The organism is Phenylobacterium sp. P4_E10, assembly GCF_056401675.1.
Genome location: NZ_JBFUIW010000001.1, coordinates 123,002 through 135,834, shown reverse-complemented (window position 1 = coordinate 135,834; position 12,833 = coordinate 123,002). Strand labels below are relative to the sequence as shown.

The 12,833-nt window shown below is 67.0% G+C and carries 10 protein-coding genes; 6 read left to right on the top strand and 4 right to left on the bottom strand.

Features of this window, described 5'->3' with window-relative positions:
- Window positions 1-99: 99 nt before the first annotated feature.
- The gene (locus AC1DQJ_RS00680; protein ID WP_477599255.1) at window positions 100-486 is read right to left on the bottom strand and encodes a hypothetical protein; all 387 of its coding nucleotides are present in this window, start codon (window positions 484-486) and stop codon (window positions 100-102) included.
- 90 nt (window positions 487-576) lie between these two features.
- A complete protein-coding gene (locus AC1DQJ_RS00675) occupies window positions 577-1,314 on the bottom strand; it encodes an IclR family transcriptional regulator (protein WP_477599254.1) in 738 nt (245 codons plus the stop codon).
- Window positions 1,315-1,486: 172 nt separating this feature from the next.
- Between AC1DQJ_RS00675 and AC1DQJ_RS00670 the strand changes: the two genes are divergently transcribed.
- The 6 genes from AC1DQJ_RS00670 (at window position 1,487) to AC1DQJ_RS00645 (ending at window position 10,714) form a co-directional block, all read left to right on the top strand.
- Complete coding sequence (locus AC1DQJ_RS00670; protein WP_477599253.1) at window positions 1,487-4,465, top strand: TonB-dependent receptor; 2,979 nt, start codon at window positions 1,487-1,489, stop codon at window positions 4,463-4,465.
- A 169-nt stretch (window positions 4,466-4,634) separates the two neighbouring features.
- Window positions 4,635-5,354 carry an IclR family transcriptional regulator gene (locus AC1DQJ_RS00665; protein WP_477599251.1) on the top strand — a complete coding sequence of 240 codons (720 nt, stop codon included), beginning with the start codon at window positions 4,635-4,637 and terminating at the stop codon, window positions 5,352-5,354.
- Window positions 5,351-6,736 carry an MmgE/PrpD family protein gene (locus AC1DQJ_RS00660; protein ID WP_477599249.1) on the top strand — a complete coding sequence of 462 codons (1,386 nt, stop codon included), beginning with the start codon at window positions 5,351-5,353 and terminating at the stop codon, window positions 6,734-6,736. Before AC1DQJ_RS00665 ends, AC1DQJ_RS00660 begins: the two co-directional genes overlap by 4 nt.
- Window positions 6,737-6,751: 15 nt before the next feature.
- Window positions 6,752-8,293, top strand: coding sequence for a carboxylesterase/lipase family protein (locus AC1DQJ_RS00655; protein ID WP_477599247.1), 1,542 nt, complete (start codon window positions 6,752-6,754; stop codon window positions 8,291-8,293).
- A gap of 19 nt (window positions 8,294-8,312) precedes the next feature.
- Window positions 8,313-9,911, top strand: coding sequence for a carboxylesterase/lipase family protein (locus tag AC1DQJ_RS00650; protein WP_477599245.1), 1,599 nt, complete (start codon window positions 8,313-8,315; stop codon window positions 9,909-9,911).
- A gap of 11 nt (window positions 9,912-9,922) precedes the next feature.
- Window positions 9,923-10,714, top strand: a complete 792-nt coding sequence (locus tag AC1DQJ_RS00645) for an alpha/beta hydrolase family protein (protein WP_477599243.1) — start codon at window positions 9,923-9,925, stop codon at window positions 10,712-10,714.
- Here the strand turns inward: AC1DQJ_RS00645 and AC1DQJ_RS00640 are convergent.
- Both AC1DQJ_RS00640 and AC1DQJ_RS00635 read right to left on the bottom strand, forming a co-directional pair.
- Window positions 10,711-12,057 carry a pyridoxal phosphate-dependent aminotransferase gene (locus AC1DQJ_RS00640; RefSeq protein WP_477599241.1) on the bottom strand — a complete coding sequence of 449 codons (1,347 nt, stop codon included), beginning with the start codon at window positions 12,055-12,057 and terminating at the stop codon, window positions 10,711-10,713. The two genes, AC1DQJ_RS00645 and AC1DQJ_RS00640, sit on opposite strands and share 4 nt — an antisense overlap.
- 158 nt (window positions 12,058-12,215) lie before the next feature.
- On the bottom strand, window positions 12,216-12,770 hold the full coding sequence (locus AC1DQJ_RS00635) for a TIGR00645 family protein (protein ID WP_477599239.1): 555 nt from the start codon (window positions 12,768-12,770) through the stop codon (window positions 12,216-12,218).
- Between the last annotated feature and the right edge of the window lie 63 nt (window positions 12,771-12,833).

Sequence of the window (12,833 nt, the reverse complement as noted above, 5' to 3'; positions counted from 1 at the left end):
GGGTCGACCGCTGCCGTACACCATCGGCCGCCGCCGTGCGGGTGATCCCGCCAGCAGGCAGCTGTGGTCTAGGGGACCCAGACCAGGAAGTCGGCGAAGTCAGTTCAGCGCGTGCGACAGCCCCAGTGGCGGGCGCCGGCTGGGCCGAAAAAGGAAGACGCGTCCCTGCTGAGCGTGCAGCGCCCGACGCAGACCGCCTTCAACATCCGCCCCCGCGATCTCCGGATCGACCGCCAGGACACGGCGGGTCGCGCCGTCATCAGCGGCCGGCGCCACAACGGCGAAGCCGATGATCTCAGGGATCATCCCGCAGGCTCGGCGCGCCACGATCGCCCGCCCGCTCGAGACCAGACCGATTAGCCGTTCGATCGAGATTGTGCCGCCCCTCGTCGAGCGGACGTGAGGCGCCAGCGCGCGAATTTCCGCAATCGCCTGATCGTCGACCTCGACCGCCGCCAGCCGCACCAGTTCCAGATCTTCGCCCATGAGCACTCCCCCCCACACACCCACTGCGGGAATCCGCACCGATTCTGTGAACTGCGTAAGTCATTCCGGTGGCGCCCAGAGGCAGCCCGATCAACCTGGCGGCAGTTCGCCGATCTCGTTGCAGGCGGCCAGCACCGCGTCGGAGGCCTCGCGCAGGTGTTCGCCGCTCATCCGCTCAGCCATGGCGGAGATCGTGATGGCGGCCACGGGCGCGCCGTCCGGCCCCTGAATGGCGGCCGAGACGGAACGCGTTCCGGCCATCAGCCCTCCGTCGATCACAGCAAGTCCGCGCTGGCGCACCAGAGGCAGGTCAGCCAGCACTTCCTCCTGCGTGAACGGACCATCGGCCGGCTGCCCGGCCAGACCGAGAGTCACGACCGGGGCGGGATCGCTCATCGCGCTCATGAAGACCCGTCCGGCCGCGGTCAACACCATCGGCGCGCGCGTTCCGTTAAGCGGCGTGTATCGGAGCGCCCGCGCTGGGGCCACGCGGTCCAGGAACAGCACCTCGTGGCCGACAGGAACGGCCAGCAACACAGTGTCCTGGGTCTGTTGGTGCAGTTTCTGAAGGTGCGGTGAGACGGTCCGGCGCAGGCTGTTGCTGGAAATGATCGCCACCCCGAGCTCCCAGGCTTTCAACGACGCGAAGTACCGCGCCGTCTCGGCGTCCTTTTCCACGTAGCCCAGTTCAATCAGGGTGCTGAGGAGCCGGTGGACATTGGACTTTTGAAGCCCCGACGCCTCCGTCAGCGCGCTGAGGCGCATGGGCCGCTTCGCGCGCGCCAGCACCTCCAGAACCGCAAAGCCCTTGGCGACTGTTGTATCCATCAGAACCCCTCCGACGGGGCACACTAGCCGACCCGTTCCAAATACTGAAACAGCCAAATGTTCCGCATAATGGAACGTTGATCTATTATCTGGACGCCCGATCCAAACGCGTCCTATCCTCCTGGTAACGGCCGTCACCGAATGATGGTCGACCAACCGATTAGGGGGATCCATGTTGAAGTCCGAACGCCTGCGTGGCGTCTCGGTCCTGGCGATGATGCTTGGAGCCGGGTTCGCCGGCGCCGCTTACGCTCAGGACACGTCCAGCGAAGTCGCCGAAGTCATCGTCACCGGCTCGTTCATTCGCGGCACGCCTGAGGACGCGGCGCTCCCGGTCGACGTGTTGTCCGCACAAGATCTGCAAAAGCAGGGCGCGCCAACCATGGTCGACGTGATCAAGGCGATCCCGGGCGTCCAGAGCGTGCTCGGCGAGACAAACCAATTCGCCAGCCAGGCGACGACCGGCTCCGGCAACGTCAACCTGCGTGGCCTGGGCGCGGTGCGCACGCTGGTGCTGATGAACGGCCGGCGCCTGACCAGCTCGCCCGGCGGATCGGGGGTCGACACCAACCTTCTGCCCAGTGCAGCGGTCGGGCGGATCGAGGTCCTCAAAGACGGCGCCGCCGCCACCTACGGGTCGGACGCCATCGGCGGCGTGGTCAACTTCATCACCCGCACTGATCTCGACGGGCTGGAGCTCAACGGCAGCTACACCTACGTCGACGGCTCAGATGGCGACTACACCTTGAGCGCCAACTATGGCTGGGTCGGCGAACGAGGCGACGCGCTGATCTCGGTGGGCTACCGCCACCGCTCCGAGCTCGACACCCTCGCGCGCGACTGGGCGGTCAACAGCTACCTGGAGAACCCCAACGGCAGCTGGTCGGGCTTCGGCAACCCCGGGACCTATGTCTCGGGCACAGCGCGGATCATCGATCCAGCCTGCACCGCGCTGGGCAACACCCTCGTCACTGCGGCGGCCGGGACCCAGAGCTGCTACTTCCAGTTCGGCCGCTTCAACAATCTGGTCGAGGAAGAGGAGCACTATCAGCTCTATGGACAGGTCAACTGGGACTTGACCGACAAGACCCGTTTCCACGGCGAGGTCCTCTACGCCAGCCACGACGTGCCGCACGAAGGCACGTCCCCGTCCTATGGCCCGACCCAGGCGTTCGGTCCGGGCGCGGCTTCGGGCTCGTTCATCATCCCCAGGAGCAATCCTGGCCTTTGCGGCGCGGCTGGCCTGGCGACTTGCCTGCCCGGCAGCCTGCTGCCGCAGCTGACCGCAGCCCAGCAGGCGGCTGTGAACGCCACCGGCTTCACTGCGGCAAACATCCTGCTGTGGCGGCCCTACGGCGTCGGCGGTAACCCGCTGACCGGGGATTCCAAGCCCGACCAGCGCTTCTTCGAGGGATTCCGCGTTTCCGCTGGCTTTAACGGAGAGTTCGATAACGGCGTCGGTTGGGATGTGGCGGTCACCCACATGATCAACCGCAGCGACATCGTCACCTACGACATCCCCGTCGCTCGGCTTCACTACGCCCTCAATGGGCTGGGCGGCCCGGGCTGCGACACCGATCCAGTGGCGCCCGGCGTGCAGGGCGGCGTCGCGGGCGTCGGCGCCTGCCTCTATTACAACCCCTTCTCCACCGGGATCGCCGCCAACGCGGCCTCGGGCGAAACCAACCCGACCTACGTGGCAGGGTCCGCTGCGGCCAACGCCAACAGCCGTGCGATCGGCGAATGGCTGTTCCAGCCCTATGGCTACCAGTCCGAGACCACGCTGACGGTGGTCGACGCGGTCATCAACGGCGAGGCGCCGTTTGACCTTGGGGCTGGCAAGATCGGCTGGGCGGCCGGCGCGCAGTATCGCGAGAACACGTTCAACCGCGACGTCAACGCCATCAACAACATCGCGCTCAATCCCTGTCCCGAGGAGAACGTCACCAACTGCGCGACCGGCCGCGGCAACGGCGTCTTTGGGTTCCTCGGCCCGCTTTCCGAGCAGGACCTCGGCGGCGACGTCTGGGCCGTCTTCGGCGAGCTGCAGGTTCCGATCACCGACGACCTGTCCGTCCAACTGGCCCTGCGCCATGAAGACTACGGCGGTGAGGTCGGCTCCACGACAAACCCGAAACTAGCGGTCCGCTGGCAGGCGACCGACTGGCTGGCGCTCCGCGCCTCGGCCGGCACCACCTTCCGCGCCCCGACCGAGACGAACCTGGTGCCGGACGCCAACACCACCCAGGCCTTCATCACTCAGACCAGCGGTTATCGAGCCTTCGATACAACGGGAAATCCGAACCTGCAGCCGGAGACCGCCGACACGCTGAACATCGGCGCAATCGTCGGTGTCGGCAGCTTCAAAGCGACGATCGACTACTGGTCGTTCGACTTCCAGGACATCATCGAGGCTGAGTCCGGAGCCGGCTTGCTGGCGACGGTCTTCCCGAACGGCTCTTCCACCACCTTGCCCAATGGCTGCGCCAATCCGGCCTATGCGCCGCTGGTCGCCAGGTTCGTGTTCCAGGGCGGCGTCTGCTCGCCCGCCACGATCCAGCGAGTGAAGCTGACCACCATCAACGGCTCGAACGTGAAGACCTCGGGCGTCGATTTCTCAGCCAACTTCCGGGCCGACGGCGTCTGGGGCGGTTCGATGAACTTCGGCCTCGATGGGTCCTTCCTGCTGAAATACGACAAGGGCCCGAGTTTCATCGAGGGCATCCAGGTCGAGGCGGGGCAGGAACTGGCGGGTACCCACGGCGGCACCGCCGGCGGGACATCCTTCCCAAAGCTGCGGGCCAATCTCTATGCCGAGTACGCGCGCGACATCCACAATCTGCGCGTCACTCTCCGCTACATCGACAGCATGGCGGACGTCCGTGACGGGCGCTTCGGCGGCACCAACATCTTCGGGCAGAACGGCGCGGTGTTCGGATACATCCTGCCGCAAGGCGCCAAGCTGGACGCCTTCATCACCACCGACGTGTCCTATCGGGTGCTGCTGCCGTGGGACACCACCGCCACTGTGACGATCAGCAATCTGTTCGACACTGACCCGCCCTTCGCTCGCCGCGACCTCAGCTACGACCCCGCCACCGCCAATCCGCTCGGCAGGATCTTTAAGCTGGGCGTGACCAAGCGCTTCTGATCGCGACGGTTCCTTCCCGCCTCCTTGGCCGTCCCGACACCGGGGCGGCCTCCTTTTTTTGGGCGCCCGCCGTCGCGCAAGTTCCGCCTGACGGAACAGGATTTCATATGTTGGAACAACTTGCTCGGCTATGCCATAGTTCACGCACCCTTTAGGATGGACGGCGAAGTTGGATCGGGCGGTCTCTCGCAGTTTCGAAATTCTGGAGTGCCTGGCGCGGGCGCGGCAGCCGTCGCGCCTGTCCGACGTCGCCGCCGCGACAGGCCTGCAAAAGAGCACAGTGCATCGCATCCTGGCCACGCTCTGCGCCCTGGGCCACGCGCGGCAGGACGAGACCGGTCGCTATGGGCCGACGCTACGGACCTGGGAACTCGGGGCCGGCGTGGTCTCGGCGCTCCCGATCTACCGCGTGGCTACAGGGTTCCTGCAGGCGCTGCACCGCGCCACGTCCGAGACCGTCAGCCTGACGATCATGTCCGGTGACGATGTTCTCTATCTCGAGAAGATCATTGCCGCCCGACCGGTGCGCTTCTCAACCCGCGTCGGCAGCCGCGCCCCGGCGCCGCTGACCGCGAGCGGCAAGGCGATGCTCGCCTTCAGGCCCGACGCCCGCTCCGTGGTCGAGCGTCTCGCCGCCGTTCGCGAACTAGATGTCCCCGCATTGATGTCGGAGCTCGCAGAGGTTCGTCAGCGGGGCTACGCGCTCTCCGGCTACAGTCCTGGCGTCACGAGCATCGGCGCCGCGGTTGCAGCCGGAGGCGCACCCCCTGAGGCGGCGCTTTCGATATCCGCGCCGAGCGAACGCCTGACGCCGCGCGCACGCGAGGCGCTGGTGGACGCCCTGCTCGAGACCCGGGCCCGGATGACAGAGGCTCTCGACCAGCCATGACCAAACCAGAGACCGCGGTCGGGGATATCCTGGCCGACTATGTCGCCGGCGTGCTCACCTCGGCCCCATCGGCCTCCGACCTCGCACTGGGGCGCCTGCATATTCTCGACACGCTCGCCTCCATCGTCGCCTGCCGCGACCTGGAGCCGGCGGCCCTGGCCCGCGATTACGCCCTCTCGCTAAGCGGCGGGGCGACACAGAACGCCGTCACGATCCTCGGCACCGAGCTGCGCGCCGGAATCGTCGATGCTGCCTTCGCCGGCGCCATGACCGGGCATGGCGCCGAGATCAACGACTTCATTCCCTCGGCCTTCGTCCAGCCGGGACCGGCGGTGCTCAGCGTCGCCCTCGCCGTCGCCGAGACGAAGGGCGCCACCGGCGCGGAGCTCCTCAAGGCCGTCATCGCCGGCTACGAGTTGGCCGGCCGAATCCCAAAGGCGCTCGGCGTCGACAACCTGCGCCGCGCCGGGATCGCCAATCACGGCATCGGTCCGCTGTTCGGCGCGGCGACGAGCGCCGCGGCCCTGTTGCGCCTGCCCCGTGAGAAGATCGCCAACGTCTTCACCTTCTGCGCCCAGCAGGCCTCCGGGTCCTGGCAGTGGCTGCTCGACGTCGAGCACATCGAGAAGGCCTTCGTCTTTGCCGGCATGGGCGCACGGGACGGACTGCATGCGGCCCTGATGGCGGCGGCGGGGTTCCGCGGCGTGCGCGAGGCGCTCGACCATCCGGGCGGATGGATGCGAAGCGCCCCGTTCACCGGCGGCGACGCCAACCGGGCGTACCTGGTCGAGGACCTGGGCCGGCGCTCGGAGCTGCCGCTAACCGCCTTCAAGCGCTACCCCGTCGGAGGACCGACCCAGCCCGCGGTCGAGGCCCTGCTCGAGCTTGCCAATTGCCTAGACGGTCAGGCCGTCGCCGCTGTTCTGATCGAGATCCCGGGGCGCTGGCAGGCGTTCCGCGACGCCGCCATGCCCGCGCTCAATCTCCGATATTTGACGGCGATCATCCTGCTAGATGGAAGGCTGGACTTCGTGAGCGCCCAGAGCCTCGAACGCATGGCGCAGGACCAGGACGTGCGCGCACTGATGGCACGGGTGGAAATCCGACATGACCCCGCGCAGGAGGCCGCGCCCGGCGAGCCGCGGACGGAGTCGGCGCGGGTGACCCTGACACTGGCCGACGGGCGAAGCGAGACCCGGTTCGTCCCGCACGTCCTCGGCTTCCCGTCGCACCCGATGAGCGCGGCCGACGTGGAAGCCAAGGCCGCTGACCTCATGTCGCCAACCCTCGGCGCTAATCGCGCCCACGCGGTAATCGAGGCCGTGCGCGGCCTTGAGGAGCTTCCCGACGCCCGCGTCCTCGTCGGCCTCATCGCCCGCTAGACCTAGGATATCTCGATGAGCACCACTCCCCCCGAGAACAGCCCCCAAACGACCGAGGCGGTGGAGACCGCCCAAGGCAAGGTCCGCGGGCTGCGCCCCCACGGCGTGGCGGTCTTTAAGGGCCTGCGCTACGGCGCGGACACCTCCGGGGCCAATCGCTTCCGTCCGCCTCAGCCGGTCGCGCCTTGGACCGGCGTGCAGGACGCCTTCGAGTACGGCCCGCAATCGCCGCAGATGCGCAGTCCGCTGGCCGACAAAGGGCCGATGAGCGAGGACTGCCTGCGGATCAACATCTGGACTCCCGCCGCAGACGGCGCGCGCCGGCCGGTGATGGTCTGGTTCCACGGCGGCGGGTTCGAGGCCGGCTCAGGCTCGCAGAAGGTCTACGATGGAACCCGGCTGGCGCTGCGGGGCGATGTCGTGGTCGCCACGTTGAACCACCGCCTCAATGTGTTCGGCCACTGCTATCTCGGCGACCAACTCGGCGAACCCTACGCCCAGGCCGGAAATGTCGGCTATCTGGACCTGATCGCCGCCCTGCGCTGGGTGCGCGAGAACATCGCCGCGTTTGGCGGCGATCCGGACAACGTCACCATCTTCGGTCAATCAGGGGGGGGCCGGAAGGTGAGCCTCTGTTATGCGGGTGCGGACGCGCAGGGCCTATTCCAGCGAGGGATCGTGCAAAGCGGCTCGCACCTGCGCGTGCAGACGCCAGAGCAGGCCACGCGGCTCACCGACGCCTTGCTCAAGACGCTCGACCTCGGCCCCGGCGACGCCGCACGCCTTCTGGAGACGTCGACGGACGCCCTCACCTCTGCACAGCTCAAGGTCATGCGCGAGACCCGCTCGCGCTTCTCGCCCGTGCTCGACGGCCTGGCGTTCACCGACCATCCCTTCCTGCCCAGCGCGCCGGCGATCTCCAACCATCTGCCGATGATGGTGGGAACCACGCGGACCGAGCTGTCCAACCAGCTCGGTTACGAAGCCGGAGCCTTCGACCTCGACTTAGCGGAACTGCGCCTACGGCTCGCGAGACATGTGGGCGAGGCCGATGTCGAGGCCGCGATCACGACGTTCCAGGCGAGCAATCCGGAAGCCTCGCCCTCCGAGCTTTACTTCCTGATCACCTCGGCGCGCGGCTATATCCTGGACCAGACCCTCATGAGCGAGCAGAGGGCCAAGGCGGGCGCGGCGGCGACCTTCGCCTACCAGCTGACCTGGCGCTCACCAGCCGAAGATGGACGGCGCTATAGCCAGCACACTCTCGACCTGCCGTTCATGTTCGACAACGTCGCGCGGGCCTTGCACCTGACCGGGCCCGAAGGCGACGACACCCGCGCGCTGGCCCACGCCATGGCCGACACCTGGATCGCCTTCGCCCGCACCGGCGACCCCAACAACGCCGCCATTCCCGCCTGGCGGCCGTACGACCTCACCGACCGCCCGGTGATGCTGTTCGATGTCCCGCCGACCCTGGTCGAAGACCCCTTCGCCAGCGAACGCCTTTTCATGAGCCGCTACCCGACCCAGCAGATGGGCCGGACGCTGCACCGTTAGAGAGTTTGGAGGAAACGCCATGAACTCAGACCGTCGAACGTTCCTCGCCGCTGGAGGCGCGGCCCTGGGCATGGCCGGATCGGTGAGCGCGTCCGAGGCCAACCTGTTTCCCATCGTCGAGACAGCCGAGGGCAAGCTCCGCGGCCTGGCCAGCGGTGGCATCACCTCATTCAAGGGCGTGCGCTACGGCGCCGACTCCTCGGGCGCCAATCGCTTCCGCCCGCCCCAGCCGGTGGAGCCGTGGACGGGAGTTCGTGACGCGCTGGACTATGGCAACATCTCTCCCCAGATCCCCGGCAGCCGACGACACGCCTATGCCGACCTGATCCTCAACGACGTCCAGCCCGGCGGCATGGGCGAGGACTGCCTGGTCCTCAACCTCTGGACGCCGGATCCCTCGCGCCGGACCAAGCGTCCGGTGATCGTGCGTTTCCACGGGGGCGGCTTCTATGGCGGATCCAGCAACAACCCGGGCGGCGACGGCGAGATGCTGTCGCGCTTCGGCGACTGCGTAGTGGTCACGGTCAATCACCGCCTCAGCGCGCTCGGCTACCTCTATCTGGGCGACGAAGGGCCGTACGCGGACTCTGGCGCGGCCGGCATTCAGGATCTTGTCGCCTCACTGCAGTGGGTGAAGCGCAACGTCGAGGCCTTCGGCGGCGACCCGTCTCGCGTGATGATCGTCGGCCAATCCGGCGGCGGGGCGAAGGTCAGCCATCTCCTGGCCATGCCTTCGGCCAAGGGGCTTTTCTCCAGCGCCGGTGTGATGAGCGGCTCGAGCTTGACCGCCATGACCCGCGAGGACGCCGCCAAGGCCACTGACTTGTTGCTCGCTCGCCTGGGGTTGCGGCGCGATCAGGTCCGCGAACTGCAGCAAGTGCCGTTCACCACCCTGCTCGCGGCCCAGGCCGACGTCGAATCCGCCGACCGCGCACGTGGTGAGGCGCCGCGCTCGTTCGCGCCGGTCCTGGGCGAGGCGATCCCACGCCATCCATTCACGCCCGGCGCCCCCAGCGAAGCCCACGACGTACCGCTGATCGTCTCGACCGCCCTGGACGAACGGACCTATCGGGAGGTCAAGTTCAACATGGCCTGGGAGGAGGTCCAGCAACGGCTCGAAAGGCGGGTTGGCGCGGACGCCGCCTCGCTGCTCGCGGCCTATCGGGACGAGGATCCGGCCGCCTCCGCATTCATCATCAACGCCCGCATCGTCACCGATGGCTCGTTCCGACTGGCCGCCAACACGATGCTTGAGCGCCGGGTCGCGGCCGGCGGCGCCAAGACCTGGTCGTACCTCTGGAGCAGCCCAAGCCCCGCGTTCGGCGGCCGCTACGGCGCCGTCCACGGAATCGACGTCGCCTACTCGATGCACGACATCAGGTTCCCCCTCGCCGGCCCCACCGCCGACAATCTGCGGCTGGCCGACGAGATCGCCTCGGCCTGGGTCGCCCTGACCGCAGCAGGCGACCCCAACAATCCCAAGACCCCGGCCTGGGCGCCCTACGACGTGCGCGACCGCTCGACCCTGGTGTTCGGCGCGAGCACCAGCACAGTAAAGGATCCGCGCCGCTACTTCCGCGAATACTGGGCGAAGCGCGCTGCGGCCCGCTCGGCCTGAGGGTAGACGCCATGGAAATCGTTGGAGAGAAGACCGCCGATGGCGTCACGCGGCGGGAGTTCCGCCTGACCGTCGCCGGCGACACGGTTCCCGGGTGCCTGTGGCATCCGCAGGGCGCCGTCGGTCCGCGGCCGCTGATCCTGCTCGGACACGGCGGCTCTCAGCACAAGAAGTCGGCCAACATCGCCGCCGCCGCTGTCAGCCATGCGCGGGAGCTTGGCTATGCGAGCCTCGCCATCGACGCGCCCGGGCATGGCGATCGCATCAGTCGCGAGCAGGCCATCGCCGCCCAGGAAGCCGCGCGAGAAGCGGGCCGGCGCGCCCGGGATGGTGGCACGTCTCCTGCCCGCGCCTCCCGAATTCCGGGGAACGCCGCCAAGGCGGTGGCCGAGTGGCGCGCCGCCCTCGACGCCGCTCAGCAACTCGACGTCGTCGGCCGGCACGACCGCGTCGGTTATTGGGGCGTATCGATGGGAACCCGCTTTGGGGTGCCGTTCGTGGCCGAGGAGCCCCGGATCGCCTGCGCCATCTTCGGTCTGTTCGGGGTCTTTCCGGGCCTAGAAGACCACCGCGCGGCGGCCGAGCGGATCGGCGTGCCGCTGATGTTCGTGTTCCAGTGGGAGGACGAGCTGATGACCCGGCAGCAGGGCCTGGAGCTCTTCAACGCCTTCGGTTCCACGGAGAAGACGATGCACGTCAATCCCGGAGGGCACGTCGGCATCCCAGCCCACGAACGCGACTCCTGGCTGGCCTTCTGGAAACGCCACCTGGAGATCAATTTCGAGAGCGGAGGACCGCGCTAAGCGAGTACCTCTGCACCTGGGGAAGCGCCGGTAGCGACCTCCACCGCCTCGCTTGCGAGATAGGCTCGAAGAGCGGCCGCGAGATCTGTCAGCAGCGTTTCGAATTTCGCCTCGTCGACCTCCAGCAAGGTAAAGCGGAAGCCGTGCAGCTCGGAATTGAAGCCCGTGGAGAGCGGGACCACGCAGATGCCGGTCGCAGCCAGCAGGTGGAGGACAAACCGCTGGTCGAACGCCTCGCCAAGCTGCGGCGCGATGATCGCCGTGGCGCGCGCCGAGGCCTTCAGGGACTGCTGCGCATGCAGGGCGCCCGGCCGGAAGACAGCGGTCATGTAGAAGGCGCCGCGAGCCGGGTGAATGTTGATCTCGGGGATACCGGACAGCACCTCGACCGCGCGGCGCGCGCGGCGGTCGTAGGCGTCCACTCGCTCAGCAAGGTAGGGATAGTAGCGTGGATCGCCCATGACCCGCGGCAGCACGCGCTGCGGCAAGGTCGTGGCGCAGACCTCAAGCATCTTGGTCTCGAGCAGCGAACGCGCGAAGCGGTCGAAGTCCGCGTCCTGATCGCGATTGTAGATCTCGATCCAACCGCAGCGCGCACCAGGCCAGGGGAACTCCTTGGAGATCCCGCGCATAGCGATAGCCGGCGTCTCGCCGATGACGGACGCGAGCTTGCGCATGCCGGCGCCGGGATAGGCCAGGTTCGAGTAGATCTCGTCGGAGATCAGGAAGAGGCCGTAGCGGCGGGCGATATCGACGATCTCCGCCAGGGTCTCCTGCGGGTAGACGAAGCCGGTCGGATTGTCGGGATTGATGATCAGGATGGCGGCGATCTGCGGATTGGCGGCCACCTTGGCTTCCAGATCGACGAGGTCCGGCTTCCACCCGTTCTCCGGGTCGAGGCGGTAGGTGATGTGCGGGGCGCCGGCATGGGCGGCCTCAGCAGAAGAGTGGGTCGGATAAGCCGGGTTCGGCCCGATCACCCGCGCATTCGGATGCAGCGCCCCGTAGATCGTCGAAATCGCGTCGCCCAGGCCGTTGAAGAACAGGATGTCGTCGGCGGTGATCTGGATGCCGCCTTCGAGATTCCGCTCCTCAGCGATATAGGCTCGCGTCTCGTCCAGCCCCTTGGTGGGCGAATAGGCGAAACTCAGATCTTCCTGGGCCACTTCGCCGACGATTTCCTTGATCCAGGCTGGGGCGTGCTCGCCCTTGGCGACCGGATCGCCAATGTTCTCCCAGCGGATCGGCTGGCCGGCGGCCTCGATTGCGCGCGCCACCTCCACGATCTGACGGATTTCGTAGCGGAGGTTGTCGGCTCCGGGATGGACGATGGGCGTACGCAAGGCGGAAGTATCCGTAGGGGCGCGATGATGCAGGACGGCGGTGATCTTCGATCAAGATCATGAACGCAAGCTTTGCCTGATCCGAACGGCCTCCGTTCCTGATATTTCCTGCCGCGGACTGTGGATCGAGCCACAGGGTCCGCCCGCCTATGGCGAGGTCAGTGGCGGGGGGTCCTGGCCGAGATAAAGTCCATCAGGGCCAGCAACAATCCGGACACGACGAAGGTCAGGTGTACGATCAACAGCCATTTGAGGCGCTCGGGATCGACGCCCTCACCTCTCACCATCTCCATAAAGCCCCGAAGGAGCGCAACCGCGGAGATCGCCACGATAGAGGCGATCAGCTTCATCTTCAGGCCCGAAAAGTCGACATGGCCCATCCAAGCGGGCCGATCCTCGTGGTCGTTCGTGTTGAGCTTGGAGACGAAATTTTCGTAGCCGGCGAAGATCACGATGAGGATCAAGTTTCCGGCCAGCGACATGTCGATCAACGAGAGCGTCAGCATGATCGCATCGGCGTCGTCCATCCGCAGCGCATCCGGCACAGCGTGGATTAGCTCGTTGATGAATGCCAGCAGCAGGATGCCGAGCGCTATGACTAGGCCGACATAGAACGGCGCCATGAGCCAGCGAGCGCGAAACAGCCCCTGCTCAAGCCACAGTTCCAGCCGGATCCCTGCCTTCTGAACCTTGGGTGGAGCGGCGTCGCCCATCGTCCGATCCTCACAAAGAACGAGCGTCAGCTTGCGAGCCTAGCATCAGCGGGCGACACCGAT

What these genes read in the sequence shown, in the direction of transcription:
- AC1DQJ_RS00680 (WP_477599255.1), bottom strand. Translation starts at nt 486, where the DNA reads ATGGGCGAAGATCTGGAACTGGTGCGGCTGGCGGCGGTCGAGGTCGAC.
- AC1DQJ_RS00675 (WP_477599254.1), bottom strand. Translation starts at nt 1,314, where the DNA reads ATGGATACAACAGTCGCCAAGGGCTTTGCGGTTCTGGAGGTGCTGGCG.
- AC1DQJ_RS00670 (WP_477599253.1), top strand. Translation starts at nt 1,487, where the DNA reads ATGTTGAAGTCCGAACGCCTGCGTGGCGTCTCGGTCCTGGCGATGATG.
- AC1DQJ_RS00660 (WP_477599249.1), top strand. Translation starts at nt 5,351, where the DNA reads ATGACCAAACCAGAGACCGCGGTCGGGGATATCCTGGCCGACTATGTC.
- AC1DQJ_RS00655 (WP_477599247.1), top strand. Translation starts at nt 6,752, where the DNA reads ATGAGCACCACTCCCCCCGAGAACAGCCCCCAAACGACCGAGGCGGTG.
- AC1DQJ_RS00650 (WP_477599245.1), top strand. Translation starts at nt 8,313, where the DNA reads ATGAACTCAGACCGTCGAACGTTCCTCGCCGCTGGAGGCGCGGCCCTG.
- AC1DQJ_RS00645 (WP_477599243.1), top strand. Translation starts at nt 9,923, where the DNA reads ATGGAAATCGTTGGAGAGAAGACCGCCGATGGCGTCACGCGGCGGGAG.
- AC1DQJ_RS00635 (WP_477599239.1), bottom strand. Translation starts at nt 12,770, where the DNA reads ATGGGCGACGCCGCTCCACCCAAGGTTCAGAAGGCAGGGATCCGGCTG.